Here is an 18,128-nt window from a genome sequence, read left to right on the forward strand (position 1 = left end):
TTCCTGTTCTGGTTACTGACTGCCTTCAGGCTTGGGAAACATCTGCTCGACTGCGGCGTCGATCTGACCCTTGACGCCCTGGCCGTCGGCCTCGGTGCCCGAGCCGCTGCCGTTGTTCAGGTGCAGGATTTTTCCTGTGTTGAACAGCGCGGTGTCGCTGGCGTAGAAATTGATGTTCACCCCGGTCAGGTTGATCTGGCCGCTGGCATTGAGTTCCAGCACGCTTTTGCCGCACACCAGGCGCAGGTTTTCACCAACCTCGATCAGGTAGCTGCGGCTGATGCTGTCGGTCTTGGTCGAGCCGACCAGCAGAATGTCGTCGTTTTTGACCGCGCGAAGGCGATCAATACCGATGGTCACGGTCTCGTTCTTGTCCACGGTCTTGGTGCGGTTGGCGCCCACCCAGTGGCTTTCGTCGTTCTCGACCTCAATATCCTGATTGCGCTCGGCATGGATGAACAGCTGCTCCTGACCCTTCTTGTCCTCCATGCGGATTTCATTGAAGTTGGCCGGCGTGCCGCCCTTGCTGGAGCGGCTTTTCATGCCGCTTTGGGTGGCGTTGGCGGGCAGGTCGTAGGGCACCGTCTGTTCGGCGTTGTAGACCCGGCCGGTGATGATCGGCCGGTCGGGGTCACCTTCCAGAAAGCTGACGATCACTTCCTGGCCGATGCGCGGGATCTGCATCGAGCCCCAGTTCTTGCCGGCCCAGGATTGTGAAACCCGAATCCAGCACGAGCTGTTCTCGTTGGACTGGTCATGCCGGTCCCAATAGAAATGCACCTTGACCCGGCCATATTGGTCGGTCCAGATCTCCTCACCGGCCGGCCCGACGACACGGGCGGTCTGCGGCCCCTGCACCAGCGGTTTGATGGTGCTTGCCAGCGGCTTGAAGCTCTGCTGGGCGTCGATGCAGGTCAGCCCGACCTCGAACTGCAAGCCGCCGCCGTTACCGCTCTCCAGGCTTTCCTGGGCGATGTAATAACGCCCGGCGACCACCAGGTATTCACGGTTCTGATCCTGGCGGCCAAAGCCGGTCAGGCTGAACAGGTTCCCGGCGCCGGGGCCGCGGGCATTGCCGCTCAGCTCGACCCGTTCATGCAGGCTTTGCAGGGCTTCCAGACGAGTGCGGGCATAGTGCTCGCCGTCCTGGTTCTGCACGTAGGCGCCGGGATAATCGTACAGCGGGTAATCACCGGCGTTGTGCGGGCGCGGCATGGCCGAGCGCACTTCCATGCGGGCGCTGGGCCGTTCGAAGTCGTAGTCGTTAAGCTCCAGCGAACCGGGCTGCACCTCCTGGGCCAGCCGCCAGTCATTGAAGTGGTCACGTTCACGGTGCTGGCCATCGGGCGGAAAGTACGGCACCGAGGCATAGCCCGGGGCTGGCTGGTGTGCGCCGTAAGCGTCGGCCAGCACCAGCACATGACGGTCCTGCTCGTGGCGGAAAAAGTAATAGATGCCCTCGTGTTCCATCAGCCGGCTGACAAAATCCAGGCTGGTCTCGCGGTACTGCACGCAGTATTCCCACTCGCGATAGGGACGGCTCAGCGCGTCTTCAAAATCAGAAAAACCCAGATCACGAAACACCTGCTTGATGATCTGCGGCACGCTCAGGTGCTGGAAGATCCGGCAGTCGGAGGTGCGGCTGAGCAGCCACAGCCAGGGCCGCAGGGTCACCTGATAACTGGCGAACTGGCCACGGTCGGCGTTCTGGCTGCAGCGCGCGACGATGCCATGAAAATAACGCTGGCCACCGCCGCCCAGCTGCAGCGACAGGCTCATGGGCTTGCCGAGCAACTGGTTGAGGTCCAGCGCACCGTCCTTGGAAGTCAGTTGCAGCTCATAGTTGAACAACCGGCCCAACTCATCGCCACCGCTCATGTCCTTGAGCAACAGCACATCCGGCCCGAGCGGGCTGGTGACTTGGGTCATGCGGGTCAGTTGCTGAAAGCTCATGGGCATCTCGTCATCTGAGGGCCTGTGGATAACAGAATGGCGTTACGGCCAATACCATTTCTCATGATCAAGCGGGTCTTTGATACGCCTGGCACGCCGGTAACGGTACAAAGCGATGCGCAGTGGCAGAAAGATCAGGATGGCAACCACGACCATCTGCCACGTTTCGCCGAGCCAGGTTGCCAGCAGTTCGATGATGATCCCGGCAAGCAGGATGGTGATGGCCATGACCAGCGCTTCATGTTTCATCGCGTGTGGTTACTCTTAATCAAGTCAGTCATTTGGCCAAGTGTCCTTTATGCCTTTTGATTTTCTATAGAAATAAAGGCCTGTGCGAAACGCAATCAGCACGGCGCAGAAGATCCCGACCGTTACCCATGTGTCGCCAAAAAAATACTCCAGCGTGTTGTAGAAAATGGCGCACGCAATGGCAAAGGCCAGTATGAGAAGGGTGTACTTGATCATGATTGCGGACATTCCTCTTCATCATCATTCAACGGGCATTTCACCAGCGATTTGCCCGCTTGCCAGGCCGCATGGGCAGCAACAGTTTTCTTTATCTGGTCAGTATGAGCGGCTTTGCGCGCGGCCAGCTTTGCAGCACGATTGGCTGTGTTGGCTGCTTGGCCAGACAGTGTTTTAAGCGCCTTCGAGGATGCAAAAACAGATTTGGCAGCGTCAGTTGCTTTATGAGGAATCTTTCCAAATATCCCAGGCGCTATTGCTCCGAATGCCGCAGAAGCAACAATGTGTTTTCCATTGAAATGAATGCATCGTAACTTGATATCAGTCAGATCCCTGTCATTGTCCCAGTTATCCTTCACCTGCCCCAAAATCTGCTTGCCCGCTTGCATGGCTACTTCAATGGCTGCACCCGTCGCTGCCCGGGCTAGTAAGCCGCCAATAATCACCAGCGGCACAATCAACCCGCTCGGGTCATACGCCACCGAAGGCGCATTCAGGGCATAGCTGTAGGCATTCGGCCCGCCGCGAAAGCCGATCGGGTCCTGGCTGGCATAGCGGCCGGCTTCGGGCAGGTAGTAGCGATGGCGGTTGTAATACAGGCCGCTTTCTTCGTCGTGGTACTGACCCTGAAAACGAATCGGCTGGTCGGTTGCGCCGTTTTGTTGCGCCACCGCCCGCCAGTCATCATTAAGGGCCTGCCAGACCACTTGACCCTGTTCGTTGCTCAGTTGCAGCGGCGTGCCGATATGGTCGGTGTGAAAAAACTGCAGCGCCGGTGCCCCCAGGGCAGGCTGACACTGTGCGGGCAGCGGCTGGTCGGCTGCGGCCATTTCGCGCCGCAGGGCCAGCAGGTCCGGGCTGTCCGGCTCGCGGCTCTGCTCGATGCGCATGAGCGGGATGAAACTGTCGGGCTCATGCACGGTGGTGCGCAGCAGGTTGTCGAACACCTCGGCGCACTGACGCTCGCCATCCCAGCCAAAGCGGATCACCTGCTGCTCATCACCTTGCAGCAGGTGCTTGGCGATGCGCCTGGAAAAAGCGTCATAGCGGTAACGGGCCTGGGTGATGGCGCCGTCAGGACCCTGGCGGGTGACACCCACCAGCCGGTTGGCGCCGTCGTATTGCAGGTGCAGGCGTTCACCGTCAGGCGCGGTACGGGCGATCAGATTGCCCTGGCTGTCGAAGTGGTATTCGTAGCCTTCAAGGCGGCCGACGCGATTGCCGGTCCATAAGCCGGCTGGCGCACTCTCGGCTTGGCTGAGTTGCGAGCCGACATAGCCTGAGCGGTACAACTCGTTGTGGGCGTAGTGCTGTTGCCGGTCACCCGTGCCGTCTGGTCCAGTGTCGAGGCGGTTGCCTGCCGGGTCGTAGCGGTAAGGGCGGGGCAGTTCGCTGCCGTGCTGGCTGGAACTCAATCTGCCGCTCAGGTCGTAGCGGTAGTGCAGGTCGGGCCTCAAGTTGTCGTTGACCCGCAACAACTGGCCCAGCGAGTCATAGCGATATTGGCGCTGCCAGTTATCGGCGCCGGCCAGCGTCGAGCGGCTGGCAGTCAGGCGGCCCACGGCGTCGAGTTCACGGTGCTGTTCGAGCAGCGCCTGGGGCTTGCCCTGCAGGCGCACTTCGCGGTGCAGCTCGCGGTGCAGGCTGTCGCGTTCGAACGCCATCTCGACATGGGCGGCGAGCACACCATGCAAATGCCCCGAGCCGTAACTCAGCCAGGTCACTGGCGGGGCATCGCCATACTGGCTGGTCTCGCGCACGCCCAGCGGATCATGCTGATGGGCCACACTGTAAACCCAGCCATCGCTATGAATCTGGCTTTCCAGGCACAGGTTGCCGGCCTCGTCATAGGCCAGCCGCACTTCGCAATCCGGTCCCTTGACCATCGCCAGGCGGTCGTCAGGCAGCCAGTTGTAGTGTTCCGTGAAGGCCTCGCTGCTGGCGGTCGCTGGCAGGTGGCGGCAGATCAACTGGCTGTCGCGGTTGTACTCAAAGTGCGTCTCGCGGCCTTCGGCATCGATCCGGGTGAGCAGCTCATCGGCCTGGTTGTAGCGGTACTGCTGGCGGCGGCCATCGAAGCCGGTTTCTTCGATCAGGCGGTCCAGCACGTCGAAGCCGAAGCCGGCCTGTGCGCCGTTCTGGTTGGTCAGCATGCACAGTCGGCCGGCAGCGTCGTAGCTGTAGTGCAGGCTGTCACCGGCCGCATCGCTGGCTTGCAGCAGGCGCCCGGCGCGGTCCCAGACGAAACGTGTGGCGTGCCCATGGCTGTCGGCGATCAGCGTCTGCCGGCCTTGCGGGTCGTAGTCGTAGACCAGGCGGGTGCCGTCCGCCAGGTTGACCTCGATGACCTGCCCGAGCCGGTTGTAGCCGTAGCGGGTGCTGTGGCCTGCCGGGTCAGTTTCAGTCAGCAGGCGGCCTTCGCCGTCGTATTCATAGTGATGGGTCTGCCCCGAGCAGTCAGTGACACAGGCCGGCAACCCCAGACGGTTCCATTGCACCCGTTTCACGCCACCCTTGCTGTCGGTGATCCGGGTCGCGCGGTCTGGCAGGGCGGGATCATCGTAGCTGTAGTGGATCGTGCCGTTGGGGCTGGTCACGCAGGTCAGGTTGCCGGCCGCATTGCGTTCGAAGCTCCAGCGCCGGCCCACCGCGTTGACCAGTTCCTTGAGCAGCCCGGTCTCTTCATCAATCGTCTGGCGATAGTGCTTCTTGCCCGGTGATTGCTCGGCCAGCACCCGGCCCTGACCGTCGAGGCGCCGCCGTGACTCGCGGCCCAGCGGATCACGCATGGCGACCTGGCGGCCATAGATGTCATGTTCGAATTGCGTGCGGCTGCCATCGGCGCGCACCAGCGCGGTCCAGCGGCGCTCGCCGCCCTGACCGCTGAACTCATAGCGCTCGACCCGGCCCAGGCTGTCGATCACGTCGGTGGCGTCGGGGTAATAGCGAAACTCGCGGGTCAGACCGTCGGTTTCGATCTGTTTCAGCACCCGGCCATGGGGCTGGGTCACGTCCCACTCATAGCGCACCTCCAGGCCGCCCGGTTCACCGTGGGCGACCATGATGTGGTTGCTCCAGGCGAACACCCGGACCACTTCGCCAATGCGGTCGCGCACGGCAATCAGGTCGCCGCTGGCATTGAACTGATAGCGCACCAGCCAATCGTTGCCGCTGGCCTGCGGGTCGAAAAACTCCGGCACCGGGCCGTTGGGGTTGGCCAGGATCACGCCGCACAAACGTATGCCGTCATCCTCGGGACTGGCTTGGCAGGCCTGCTGATAGACCAGCACATAACTGCGCCCGGCGCTGTCACGGATGTTGCTCAGAAAGCCCCGTGGGCTCCAGTTGAACAGGGTCTGGTAGCCACTGCGGCCAAAGGTCGAATGCAGGCGCCAAAGGTCGTCGGCCTGGCGCATGAAGCACAAATGGCTGTTGCCATTGAGCACCACGACCACGTTGGGGTTGTGCTGCAAGGTGGCAGGCACTCTCGCCCAGCGGCCTGACCAGGGGGCTTGCGGGGTTTGCGGGTCAAAAGCCGCGCCGCGGCGCAGCCAGAGTTGCTCACTGCCTGAATACCACTGCTTGCCCGGCTCCAGCGCCGCAAAGCGAATCCGCCGGCCCTGGGCGTCGGTCAGGGTGCAGCTTTCGCTGTCCAGCTCCAGCAGCATGCTTTCGCCGGGCAGCGACCAGCCTTGGCCGAGCCGGCTGATGCGCGGATTACTCGACAGGTAGCCACGGCTGAAGGTCAGGGTGTCCGGTGCCGCCAGGGCAAAGTCGACTTCTTCGGGCAACAGTTTGCAGCCCAGCATCGGGTTGACCGGCTGGCCGACGAAGGGCACACAGGCCGAGGCGCGGTCGGCCAGGCCTGACGCGACACTGCCGACGTGCACGGTCGGCGAGCCGGTGGCAATCACGTTGCCGGAGACTTTTTCACCGACATGCGAAACGGGAAGGCCGCTCATGACGCTATTCCTGGTTGTCCATGCTGTAGATCAGCAGTTGATGTCGACATTGGGCGAAAGAATCTCGATTTCGTTAGCCGTGATACGAATGGTGCTCTGCCCGCAAGCCAGGCGAATTTCCTGGTCGGCAGTCAGCTCGATGACCTTGCTGCCCAGCTTGATGGTCTTGCCGTCCATGTTGATCGTCGAGCCGTCGTCAGTGCCGCCGACACTGAGGGTGTAGGCCTCGCCTACCGAGGTGGATTTCTTTTTCAGCACCTGGGTGGTCTGGCTCATGCCGACCAGGGTGTTCATCATCATCCCGACGTTGAGGCTGTAGCCGAAGCCGACGTTTTCCATCCGGCCCATGCCGACGTTCTGCAAGGAGGCCATGAGGATGGTTTCCGATTTGTTCATGCCGATCTTCACGGTCTCGTTGCGATCAACCGTCTTGCTGCGGTTGGCATGCACGGTGATGGTTTCGTTGTTATCCACGGTCTCGGTACGGTCGTGCTTCACATGCACGGTTTCGTCATGGTCGATGGTCTTGCGCCGGTCATGCCCGACCCAGTGGGTTTCGTCGTTCTCGACCTCGATGTCCTGATTGCGCTCGGCATGGATAAACAACTGCTCCTGACCCTTCTTGTCCTCCATGCGGATTTCATTGAAGTTGGCCGGCGTGCCGCCCTTGCTGGAGCGGCTTTTCATGCCGCTTTGGGTGGCATTGGCGGGCAGGTCGTAGGGCACGGTCTGTTCGGCGTTGTACACCCGGCCGGTAATGATCGGCCGGTCCGGGTCACCTTCCAGAAAGCTGACAATCACTTCCTGGCCGATGCGCGGAATCTGCATCGAGCCCCAGTTCTTGCCGGCCCAGGATTGCGACACCCGAATCCAGCACGAGCTGTTCTCGTTGGACTGGTCATGCCGGTCCCAATAGAAATGCACCTTGACCCGGCCATATTGGTCGGTCCAGATCTCCTCACCGGCCGGCCCGACGACACGGGCGGTCTGCGGCCCCTGCACCAGCGGTTTGATGGTGCTTGCCAGCGGCTTGAAGCTCTGCTGGGCGTCGATGCAGGTCAGCCCGACCTCGAACTGCAAGCCGCCGCCGTTACCGCTCTCCAGGCTTTCCTGGGCGATGTAATAACGCCCGGCGACCACCAGGTATTCACGGTTCTGATCCTGGCGGCCAAAGCCGGTCAGGCTGAACAGGTTCCCGGCACCGGGGCCGCGGGCATTGCCGCTCAGCTCGACCCGTTCATGCAGGCTTTGCAGGGCTTCCAGGCGGGTGCGGGCATAGTGCTCGCCGTCCTGGCTCTGCACGTAGGCGCCGGGATAGTCGTACAGCGGGTAATCGCCGGCGCTGTGCGGGCGCGGCATGGCCGAGCGCACTTCCATGCGGGCGCTGGGCCGTTCGAAGTCGTAGTCGTTAAGCTCCAGCGAACCAGGCTGCACCTCCTGGGCCAGCCGCCAGTCATTGAAGTGGTCGCGTTCACGGTGCTGGCCGTCAGGTGGAAAGTACGGCACCGAGGCGTAGCCGGGCGCCGACTGATGCGCGCCGTAGGCGTCGGCCAGCACCAGCACATGACGGTCCTGCTCGTGGCGGAAAAAGTAATAGATGCCCTCGTGTTCCATCAGCCGGCTGACAAAATCCAGGCTGGTTTCGCGGTACTGCACGCAGTATTCCCACTCGCGATAGGGACGGCTCAGCGCGTCTTCAAAATCAGAAAAACCCAGATCACGAAACACCTGCTTGATGATCTGCGGCACGCTCAGGTGCTGGAAGATCCGGCAGTCCGAGGTGCGGCTGAGCAACCACAGCCAGGGCCGCAGGGTTACCTGATAACTGGCGAACTGACCACGGTCGACGTTCTGGCTGCAGCGCGCGACGATGCCATGAAAGTAACGCTGACCACCGCCGCCCAGCTGCACCGACAGGCTCATGGGCTTGCCGAGCAACTGGTTGAGGTCCAGCGCACCGTCCTTGGAGGTCAGTTGCAGCTCATAGTTGAACAACCGGCCCAACTCATCGCCACCGCTCATGTCCTTGAGCAACAGCACATCCGGCCCGAGCGGGCTGGTGACTTGGGTCATACGCGTGAGTTGCTGGAAATTCATGGATCTCTCGTTATGTAAAAACCTGTAGGAGCAGCTTTAGCTGCGAAGTCATGCAGCCTTCGCGGCTGAAGCCGCTCCTACAGCGGCAGGTCATGGCGTCTCGGCGAATTCATAATGCAACTGCCCGTCGCGCTGGCTGATCCGCACGCCGGCCAGCGGCTGGCCTTCGAGCATGCGGGTCAGGAACTCGCGGCTCATGTCCGGCAGCAGGGTGTTGGTCAGAATGGCGTCGATCATCCGTCCGCCGCTTTCGGTCTCGGTGCAGCGCGAGACAATCAGGTCGATCACGCCGTCGTCGTACTCGAACGGCACCTTGTGGGTGCTCTCCACGCGCTTCTTGATGCGCCCCAGCTGCAGGTCGGTAATCGCCTTGAGCATGCTGTCGCTGAGCGGGTAATACGGGATGGTCACCAGCCGACCGAGCAGTGCCGGCGGGAAAATCTCCAGCAACGGCTGGCGCAGGGCCTTGGCGATGTCTTCCGGGTCCGGGACGTTTCGGGCGTCCTGGCACAGGTCGGCGATCAACTCGGTGCCGGCGTTGGTGGTCAGCAGAATCAGGGTGTTCTTGAAGTCAATCAGCCGGCCTTCGCCATCTTCCATCACGCCTTTGTCGAACACCTGGAAGAACATCTCGTGCACGTCAGGGTGGGCTTTTTCCACCTCATCGAGCAGCACCACGCTGTACGGCTTGCGGCGCACGGCTTCGGTGAGCACGCCGCCTTCGCCATAGCCGACGTAGCCCGGCGGGGCGCCCTTGAGGGTCGAGACGGTGTGGGCTTCCTGGAACTCACTCATGTTGATGGTGATGACGTTCTGCTCGCCGCCGTACAGTGCTTCGGCCAGCGCCAGGGCGGTTTCGGTCTTGCCCACCCCGGAGGTGCCGGCCAGCATGAACACGCCAATCGGCTTGCTCGGGTTATCGAGCCCGGCGCGCGAGGTCTGGATGCGCTTGGCGATCATCTGCAAGGCATGGTCCTGGCCGATGATGCGTTTTTTCAGGTGCTGGTCGAGCTTGAGCACGGTTTCCAGTTCATTGCGGGCCATGCGTCCAACCGGAATCCCGGTCCAGTCGGCGACCACCGAAGCCACTGCCTGATAATCCACGGTCGGCAGGATCAATGGGGTTTCGCCTTGCAGCTCGGCCAGGCGCTGTTGCAGGTCCACCAGTTGTTCGCGCAGGCCATGATTGGCCGGGGTGTCGCTGTCCACCACGCCGACGCTTTCGCGCAGTTGGGCACGCAAGGCCAGCAGTTCATCGACCAGTGCCTTCTCGTCGGCCCAGCGTACTTCGAGGCCGGTCAGGCGCTCGCGCTCGCTGTCCAGCAGCCCCTGAACGGTACTTTGCCGGGTGCCGGTATCCACCCCGATGGCATGTTCGCGGGCGATGATCTGCAGTTCGGTCTGCAGCGCCTCGATCCGCCGACGGCTGTCGTCGACCTGGGCCGGCACCGCGTGCAGGCTGATCGCGACCCGTGCGCAGGCGGTGTCCAGCAGGCTGACCGATTTGTCTGGCAACTGGCGCGCCGGGATGTAGCGGTGCGAGAGTTTGACCGAGGCCTCCAAAGCCTCATCGAGGATCTGCACCTGATGGTGTTGCTCCATGGTCGACGCTACGCCACGCATCATCAGCAGCGCCTTGTCTTCGGACGGCTCGTCGACCTGTACCACCTGGAAGCGCCGGGTCAGGGCCGGGTCTTTCTCGATGTGTTTCTTGTATTCAGCCCAGGTGGTGGCGGCCACAGTGCGCAGGCTGCCACGGGCCAGGGCGGGCTTGAGCAGGTTGGCAGCGTCACCGGTGCCGGCCGCGCCTCCGGCACCGACCAGGGTGTGCGCTTCGTCGATGAACAGGATGATCGGCTTGGGCGATGCCTGTACGTCTTCAATGACCTGACGCAGACGCTGTTCGAATTCGCCCTTCATGCTGGCGCCGGCCTGCAACAGGCCGACGTCGAGGCTGCGCAGCTCGACGTCCTTGAGTGCCGGCGGCACATCACCGGCGACGATGCGCAGGGCAAAGCCTTCCACCACGGCGGTCTTGCCGACCCCGGCCTCGCCGGTCAGGATCGGGTTGTTCTGCCGGCGGCGCATGAGGATATCCACCAGTTGGCGGATCTCTTCGTCACGCCCGACGATCGGGTCCAGCTCGCCGTTGCGTGCCTGCTCGGTGAGGTCGATGGTGAATTTCTTCAGCGCCTCCTGCTTGCCCAGAGCACTGGGCGCCATCGCGCCGCTGGCTTCGCCCGGTGCGCCGGCATTGAAGCCGTCGGTGGCGGCCAGGGCATTTTCCGGCGAGTCGCCGACGTATTCGTCGAAGCGTTCGGTGAGGCTTTCGATTTTGAGCTTGTTGAATTCAGTCGACAGTCCCAGCAGCGCGTTGCGCAGGCTTGGGGTCTTGAGAATGCCGATCACCAGATAACCGGTGCGCACCTGGCTTTCACCGAACATCAGGCTGCCGTACACCCAGCCGCGCTCGACGGCTTCTTCGACATGCGACGACAAGTCAGTGATTGAGGTTGAGCCGCGTGGCAGGCGGTCCAGCGCGTCAGTCAGGTCACGGGCCAGGCGTGCCGGTTCGACATTGAACTGTCGAATGATGCGGTGCAGGTCCGAGTCCTGCAATTGCAGCAACTGATGCAGCCAGTGCGCCAGCTCCACATAAGGGTTGCCGCGCAGCTTGCAGAACACCGTGGCGGCTTCGATGGCCTTGTAGGCGACGCTGTTGAGTTTGCCGAACAGCGCGGCACGACTGATTTCACTCATATCACTTGCTCCTTGAGGTCGTTACCGAGCTGGCCTGGTCGGCGTAGTGCCGGGCCAGGATCAGGTCGTCGGCGTCTTGTGCCGGTGTGCCCAGCCAGGTGTTGAACCCCAGCCGTTGACGGTTGTTGAGTTGCAGGCGCGGAACCTCGGGCTGCTCCAGCACCAGGTTCAGGTCCCAGTCCAGTTCGTGGCCCAGGTACTCGGCGACCCAGGCCACCAGTTCGCGAAACGGCTGGCCATCGGGCAGCATGCCCATGTAGTCGTCGAGCTTGAGCGGCCCCAGCCGAATTCTGAATTTGTGCTGGCGATCCCACACATGACTGCCCAGGCACAGGTCCATGCCGAGCCGGTTGGCGGTCACCCCGACCCGGCTGCGCTCGGGCAGCTCCAGCCATTGACCGACGTATTCCTCGATGTTCACCGGCACGCCGAAGTATTCGCTGAGGATCGCCCGTAATCCGTCGGGGTAGCGGGTCTGGGCGGCGAGGTGGCCGCTGTAGTGGAGCATCGCGGTGCCGGGCAATTCGCCCTGCTCCAGTTGCCCCGGCAAGCCACGGCCACACAGCGCGGCCAGCCGCCCGGACCAGTAATCATCGTCAGGCCGGTCGTGGCTGACGGTCGGTCGGGCTTCGGCCCAGGCGCGGTAGAACAGGCTCAACAGGCGGTGGTGGAACACATCCAGAAAGCGCTTGCTGGTCGGGTCGGCGTGATGGCGCTGGCGCTCGCGCACGTACTCGGTCAGGTGCAGCGGCAGCGGACCATTGGGGCCGCCGAGGCCGAAGAAGAACTGCTCCAGGCGCGCCGGCAGCTCGTCATCGCCCGGCTGTACGCTGGCCAGGGTCGAGGGTGCGAAGGCGCTGTCCTGACGCTGGCTCAGGCGCACCGGATCATCGGCCAGGCGCAGCGAATGGCCGAACCTTGGCAGGTCGGGATTTTCATTCTCGATGCGCCGCAGCGCCTGGAAGAAGTCGTACTCCCAGGGTTTTTCCTGCATCTGCTCCAGGCTGCTCACAGCGTCGGCCGCCGGCCGGGCGTGGCTTTCCAGCGCATGATCTCGCCGCGCTCGGTGCTGCGCAGCACGGTTTCGGTAAAGCTGTTGATCGAGACGTAACGGGCCAGGAAACGCTCGAATACCGCGCCGAGCAGGAACACGCCGCTGCCGCGAAAGGCGTTCTCATCGAAGCTCAGGGTGATTTCCAGGCCGCGGCCGAACACGATCGGGCCAGGCATCGGCAAGCGTCGGGTCACCGGCTTGCTGCTGACTTCGTGCAGGCCCTCGATCTGCAATTGCAGCGCGGCATCCTGATCGTCACCGTACAGGCGCAGCAGCTCGCGCAACGCTGCCGCGCCCTGACCCTGTTCACTGAGCGACAGGTAGTTCAGCGACAACTGGCTGATCAGCCGCCAGGCTTTATTGTCATGCGCATGGCTGGCGCGCGGACGGCTGGGGCCGGCCAGGCAACGGATGGCGGACACCGGCGCGCTGTCGGCCAGGGTGAAGTCGCTGTCACCGCCCAGGCGCATGAACAATGGCAAATCCCGGTTGGTGCACAGCGCGCTCAGGCCCAACTGGCGCAGGTCGTGGCGCCACGGCGACTGCTGGCTATCGACCAGGCTGATGAAGGTTTCACTGCCCACGTAGCTGGAACGGGTGCCGGTGCGGCGTTGCTCGCTGGACAGCACGCGGGGTTCGCGGCGCAGGATGTAATAGGCCTTGTCGCGGCCATAGCGCGACGGCTCACGCACGGCATAGAACGGCAGAAACGACTGATCAGGACCGGTGCCATGGCCGGTGACGCCGGTCAAGGAGTGAATCTCGAAATCCATTGGCCGGGTGCGGTCGGCAATCGCGTGGTACTCATGCACCCGGTCGGTCAGGTGGATACGGTCCAGGCGGCGCGCAAACAGGTTGATCGCCGGTGTGCAGTACGGCACCAGGTGCTCGCGGCCAATGCTGTTTTCCAGCTGCGGGTCCAGGCGCTCGAACAACACAATCAGTTCCAGCTCCTGACCATGGCAACGCTGCACGGCGGGTTGCAGGCCGCTGAAATCGACGAACAGAAAACGCTGCGGCAGGGCGAAATATTCCTGCAGCAAGCGATAGCCCTGGAACGCCTGGGGCACGACTGGCAAGGCGGCTTCGCGATCATCGAAGCCGCAGGGGCGCAGGCTCTCTACCGGTATGCGCTCGACCCAGTCGCGGCCCGGCTGACGGGCGAACACCGCGCAGGCGTTGCCCAGCAATTGTTCGTAGAGTCGATAGGGCAGTTCGTCGGTACCGTTGAGGTACAACGGCAGGTTGTCCAGCTTCAGGCTGTTGAACGGCAGTTCGGCGCCGCTGCGCAAGGTGATCCGCAGCGCCGCCTTGGCCTTGGGCTCAGCGGCGGCCAGCCGACCCAGCACGGTGCCCGGGTTGCCGAAGTATTCGGCCCGGCTGACCTGCACCGGCCACAGGTTGACGTCCTGGGTGCTGCGGTATTCGCAGGACGTCTGCGAGTCGCGGCCCAGCGCGGCGCGCAGCACACTGCCGCGTGGCAGGGTAAAACCGTCAGCCAGCGAACCTTCGTCCGGGTCGGCCTGCATCTGCACCACGGTCATCGACGGCGTGGGCGCCAGGTAATGCGGGTAGGCGACTTCCAGCAGGTTATGAGTAAAGGTCGGGTACTCGGCGTCGAGCTTCAACTGCACCCGGGCGGTCAGGTAGGCAAAGCCTTCGAGCAGGCGTTCGACATACGGGTCGGCGCACTCCATCCCTGACAGGGTCAGGCGCCCGGCGATCTTCGGATACTCGCGGGCGAACTCGGCAGCACTTTCACGAATGTGCTGCAGCTCCTGGTTATACAGCCCGAGCAGGCGCGGATTCATGAGCGTCTCCGTTGATCGGCAGGCAGCACCTGCACATGGCCGGACTCCAGGTCCAGTTCGGTGCGCAGCAGCAAGGGCAGCGCCACCGGCTGGGCCCACAGGTCGCCCTGAATCTCGAAACTCAAGGCGTTATGGTTCATCTGTTCTGAACCGACATGCGCCCGGACCCGCACGGTATGCGCCAGCAGGCGCGGTTCATACGTGGTAATCGCCCGGTGGATCAGGGTTTCCAACACTGCGATATCGACCCCGGAGACGCTGGTGCCAGCCAGTGCCGGCAAGCCGTAATTGACCACCGAGGTGCCGGCCGGGCTGTGCAGCGTGGCATCGGCATCGAGCAAGGAGGTGGTGTTGAGCAGCCAGCTCAAGTCGCGCAGCACCGAGGCCTTGAGCTGGCTCAGCGACAACACGCGCTTGTCGGCGCTTTCCTGCGGGTTGCCGGGGTCGTCGTCGGTCAGACGGTCGAGCAGGGAAGGTTGCAGGCGCTCGCGCGGGGTCATGGGACTTACCAATCGAATACCCCGGTATAGGCTTTCTGGTCGCCCTTGCCACGCATGCAACTGGCGTAGCGCCCTGCAACCGATGGTTCAAGTTCTCCCTTGTAAAGGCGAATCGCCTGATATTGCGAGCGACATTCGCTAGGCGTATCCGCAAGTGTCTTGATGTGCAGTGCCATTACGATCGGCACATTCTGGAATGTTTCGATGTGAGCCTTTGCGGGCTCACTGATGCTGAAATGACAAGGCCAAGGTATATCCAGCATCAGCAAGCTCTGGTCAGGTTTGCGCAACGCACAACGGTGCTGCTGATTCTCCAGCGCATAGCTCTGACCTGCCAGTACGGCCTCTAATGGCAAATCTGCATCGACGGCTTGGCCAGCCTGTGCCAGACCGGGCAAAAGCGCGGCAGGCAGCATGATATGAGCCGCCCTGATCATGCTCACCACTGGAACAGACCGCTGAACATTTTCTGATCCTGTTGGCCGATATTGCACATCGCACTTTTATTGACTCGTGATATCTCCAGCGTGCCATTGCGCAAGCGGACGGCCTGGGATTTCTTGATGCATTCGATATCAGGTGCGGGGTTGGCCTGAACGTGCTCGACCAACACGATGGGCGTCTTGTTGAACACTTCGGTCTGGACTTTGCCCTGCTTGTCGGGTGTGAACTGGCAGGGCCACTCCATGCCCATTTTCAACTGGCTGTTGTCCGGCCTGACCAATACGCACTGGCCGTCTGCTTCGATCAGATGCACAGATGAATTGCCCACTGTCGCTTGGGTCAGTTGCTTTGGTTGAACGTTCGTTTGCCCGTCGGGTTGCGCACAGGCACTCAGGCTGAACAACGCGCACGCAATCAGAGTGGCGCTTGAAAAAAGATTGCTCATGGCAGCTCCCAGAACCAGACCTGCCTGGACAGGTAGTCGCCGTCGTTGAAGCCTTGAGTCAAGCCCCGATTCCAGAGATCGATATGATCGCCGCTACGTTGTTCCAGCGTTTCTGATGCTCTGCGAAAGCAATCCTTGAAGAAAATGATGCCACGCTTATCACGTAGCACTTGTCGGTCAGCGGCACTGCCACCGATGATCAGTGGACGGCCCAGATGATGACGCCACAACCAGTTGGCCAGCGACTCTGCACCACGGGCATGGTCGTGTTTGCACTTGGGTTCGGTGTAGGTCGATTTGTTGACGCGAATGCTCTTTTCGCCGTTAAGCGCGATGCTCATGCGAATGGCGCACTGGTTTCCCCAAGGCTGGTCGCAAGGATCGGCAACTTTTGGGTAGGCCTGCTGCAAATTGATAAACGAAGGCTTTGCCACAACTCAGTCTCCTTGCCACATCAATCGGAGTCTTCCTGAAGCCGATCGCTCCCGATGCATGCACCGGGAGCGAATCCGGATCAGATCTTGACGTTGGAGCGAATGTTCCAGCCGTACTTGATCGGGCCGCCTTCCTTGGTGCCGTCGGCCTTCTGTGGCTGATAGTCGACGGTGACTTTGGCGAAGTTCAGCGTGACGTTCTCGATCAGGCGATCATCGCTGCCCGAACCGCCGGTGCTCAGCGAGGAGATCAGCACTTCTTCGAGGTTGATGATCAGGTACTCGACCTGATTGTCGCCGCCGGCCTTGCGCACGGTCAGGGTGACCTTGGCGACGTGCTTGCCGCTGGAGCAATGCATCATCAGGTTGGGGGTCGCTTTATCGACGTATTTGGTCAGCGACAGGTCCTGGATACTGACCTTGCCAGCGCCGCCGCCGGTGCCGGTGTGCATGTTGCCGGACTGGGACATGCCCCAGCTCCAGTTCAGCACTTCGATTTCGTCCTTGTGAGTCTTGTCGACCGACTCGCCCTTGATGTCACCGATCTTGATGAAAATATCGACAGCCATGTTTTTCTCCTGAGGTGGCATGGGCCACGGATATGATCTTGGGTTGACCGGCAGGAGCGGGCTTGATCGCGAAGCATTATTCGCGAGCGAGCTCGCTCCCACCGTGGTACGACGCCAATGTGGCGGTTAACCCCGGGTTATGCGCCTTTGGCCGACGGCAGCTTGGAAACCAGACGCAGCGACACGGTCAGGCCTTCGAGCTGGTAGTGCGGACGCAGGAAGAACTTGGAGGTGTAGTAGCCAGGGTTGCCCTCGACGTCCTCGACCACCACTTCGGCCGCCGCCAACGGGTGTTGGGCCTTGGTGGTTTCGGTGGAGTGGGTCGGGTCGCCGTCGACATAGTTGAGGATCCAGTCCTGCAACCAGCGCTGCATCTCGTCACGCTCTTTGAACGAGCCGATCTTGTCGCGCACGATGCACTTGAGGTAATGCGCGAAGCGGCAGGTGGCGAACAGGTACGGCAGGCGCGCGGCCAGGTTGGCGTTGGCAGTGGCGTCCGGATCGTCATACTCGACCGGCTTTTGCAACGATTGGGCGCCGATGAAGGCGGCAAAGTCCGTGTTCTTTTTGTGCAGCAGCGGCATGAAGCCGTTCTTGGCCAGCTCTGCCTCGCGGCGGTCGGAAATGGCGATCTCGGTCGGGCACTTCATGTCCACGCCACCGTCGTCGGTGGGGAAGGTGTGCGCCGGCAGGTTCTCGACCTCACCACCGGATTCCACACCGCGAATCCGCGAGCACCAGCCGAAGTGCTTGAACGAGCGGTTGATGTTCACGCCCATGGCGTAGGCAGCGTTGGCCCAGGTGTACTTGGCGCTGTCGGCACCGTCGGTGTCTTCTTCGAAGGCGAAGGCTTCCACCGGGTCGGTCTTGGCGCCGTAAGGCAGGCGCGCCAGGAAGCGCGGCATGGTCAGGCCGATGTAGCGCGAGTCTTCAGACTCACGCAGCGAGCGCCAGCCGGCGTACTCCGGGGTGGTGAAGATTTTGCTCAGGTCGCGAGGGTTGGACAGCTCCTGCCAAGAGCCCATGCCCATCACGGTTGGCGAGGCCGCCGAGATGAACGGCGCGTGCATCGCGGCGCAGACTTTTGACAGTTCGCCCAGCAATTCGACATCCGGCGGCGACTGATCGAAATAGTAGTCGCCGATCAGGCAGCCGTAAGGCTCGCCGCCGAACTGGCCGTATTCCTCTTCGTACATCTTCTTGAAGATCGGGCTCTGGTCCCAGGCGGTGCCCTTGAACTTCTTCAGGGTCTTGTGCAGCTCCGGCTTGGAGATGTTCAGCACCCGAATCTTCAGTTGCTCGTCGCTTTCGGTGTTATTGACCAGGTAATGCAGGCCGCGCCACGCGCTTTCCACCTTCTGGAACTCGTCGTGGTGGATGATCTGGTTGACCTGGGCGGTGAGCTTGGCGTCAATGGCCGCGATGATCGACTCGATCGACTTGATCGCGTCATTGGACACCAGGCTGGTTTGCGCCAGGGCCTGTTCGGCCAGGGTTTTTACCGCCGTTTCTACCGCTTCGCGGGCGCGCTCGGTCTTGGGTTTGAATTCCTGCAACAGCAACGAGGCAAATTCGCTGGTCTGTTCCTGAGAAGCCGGCTGGCTCTGGGTGTCGCGCAACAGTTCGCTCATGAT

Annotated in this window: 14 protein-coding genes; all 14 read right to left on the reverse strand. The window is 62.1% G+C overall.

The genetic code is table 11. From position 1 onward, the window contains the following. Positions 1-12: 12 nt before the first annotated feature. A complete protein-coding gene (locus NJC38_RS21485) occupies positions 13-1,953 on the reverse strand; it encodes a type VI secretion system Vgr family protein (RefSeq protein WP_253117010.1) in 1,941 nt (646 codons plus the stop codon). 42 nt (positions 1,954-1,995) lie between these two features. Continuing rightward, positions 1,996-2,202 (reverse strand): hypothetical protein, encoded by a 207-nt coding sequence (locus NJC38_RS21490; protein WP_253117011.1) that lies wholly within the window; start codon positions 2,200-2,202, stop codon positions 1,996-1,998. Between the two features lie 24 nt (positions 2,203-2,226). Continuing rightward, positions 2,227-2,418: a hypothetical protein gene (locus tag NJC38_RS21495; RefSeq protein WP_253117012.1), complete on the reverse strand. Its 192-nt coding sequence runs from the start codon at positions 2,416-2,418 to the stop codon at positions 2,227-2,229. After that, positions 2,415-6,380: an RHS repeat-associated core domain-containing protein gene (locus NJC38_RS21500; protein ID WP_253117013.1), complete on the reverse strand. Its 3,966-nt coding sequence runs from the start codon at positions 6,378-6,380 to the stop codon at positions 2,415-2,417. Before NJC38_RS21500 ends, NJC38_RS21495 begins: the two co-directional genes overlap by 4 nt. A 30-nt stretch (positions 6,381-6,410) precedes the next feature. Then, the gene (tssI, locus tag NJC38_RS21505; RefSeq protein ID WP_045485659.1) at positions 6,411-8,477 is read right to left on the reverse strand and encodes a type VI secretion system tip protein TssI/VgrG; all 2,067 of its coding nucleotides are present in this window, start codon (positions 8,475-8,477) and stop codon (positions 6,411-6,413) included. Positions 8,478-8,567: 90 nt separating this feature from the next. After that, a complete protein-coding gene (tssH, locus tag NJC38_RS21510) occupies positions 8,568-11,237 on the reverse strand; it encodes a type VI secretion system ATPase TssH (RefSeq protein ID WP_253117014.1) in 2,670 nt (889 codons plus the stop codon). A 1-nt stretch (position 11,238) separates the two neighbouring features. After that, positions 11,239-12,282, reverse strand: a complete 1,044-nt coding sequence (tssG, locus tag NJC38_RS21515) for a type VI secretion system baseplate subunit TssG (RefSeq protein WP_253117062.1) — start codon at positions 12,280-12,282, stop codon at positions 11,239-11,241. Continuing rightward, positions 12,246-14,102 carry a type VI secretion system baseplate subunit TssF gene (gene tssF / locus NJC38_RS21520; RefSeq protein ID WP_045485672.1) on the reverse strand — a complete coding sequence of 619 codons (1,857 nt, stop codon included), beginning with the start codon at positions 14,100-14,102 and terminating at the stop codon, positions 12,246-12,248. The genes tssG and tssF overlap by 37 nt, the downstream gene beginning before the upstream one ends. Continuing rightward, positions 14,099-14,614 (reverse strand): type VI secretion system baseplate subunit TssE, encoded by a 516-nt coding sequence (gene tssE / locus NJC38_RS21525; RefSeq protein ID WP_253117015.1) that lies wholly within the window; start codon positions 14,612-14,614, stop codon positions 14,099-14,101. Before tssE ends, tssF begins: the two co-directional genes overlap by 4 nt. Continuing rightward, on the reverse strand, positions 14,608-15,018 hold the full coding sequence (locus NJC38_RS21530) for a hypothetical protein (RefSeq protein WP_253117016.1): 411 nt from the start codon (positions 15,016-15,018) through the stop codon (positions 14,608-14,610). The genes tssE and NJC38_RS21530 overlap by 7 nt, the downstream gene beginning before the upstream one ends. A 23-nt stretch (positions 15,019-15,041) precedes the next feature. Next, a complete protein-coding gene (locus tag NJC38_RS21535; protein ID WP_253117017.1) occupies positions 15,042-15,491 on the reverse strand; it encodes a hypothetical protein in 450 nt (149 codons plus the stop codon). Beyond that, the gene (locus NJC38_RS21540) at positions 15,488-15,925 is read right to left on the reverse strand and encodes a type VI secretion system amidase effector protein Tae4 (RefSeq protein ID WP_253117018.1); all 438 of its coding nucleotides are present in this window, start codon (positions 15,923-15,925) and stop codon (positions 15,488-15,490) included. Before NJC38_RS21540 ends, NJC38_RS21535 begins: the two co-directional genes overlap by 4 nt. Before the next feature lie 80 nt (positions 15,926-16,005). Beyond that, on the reverse strand, positions 16,006-16,494 hold the full coding sequence (locus tag NJC38_RS21545) for a type VI secretion system tube protein Hcp (RefSeq protein ID WP_045485680.1): 489 nt from the start codon (positions 16,492-16,494) through the stop codon (positions 16,006-16,008). Between the two features lie 137 nt (positions 16,495-16,631). Further along, positions 16,632-18,125 (reverse strand): type VI secretion system contractile sheath large subunit, encoded by a 1,494-nt coding sequence (gene tssC / locus NJC38_RS21550; RefSeq protein ID WP_045485683.1) that lies wholly within the window; start codon positions 18,123-18,125, stop codon positions 16,632-16,634. Between the last annotated feature and the right edge of the window lie 3 nt (positions 18,126-18,128).

Source organism: Pseudomonas sp. 21LCFQ010 (genome assembly GCF_024129905.1).
Taxonomy (GTDB): Bacteria; Pseudomonadota; Gammaproteobacteria; order Pseudomonadales; family Pseudomonadaceae; genus Aquipseudomonas.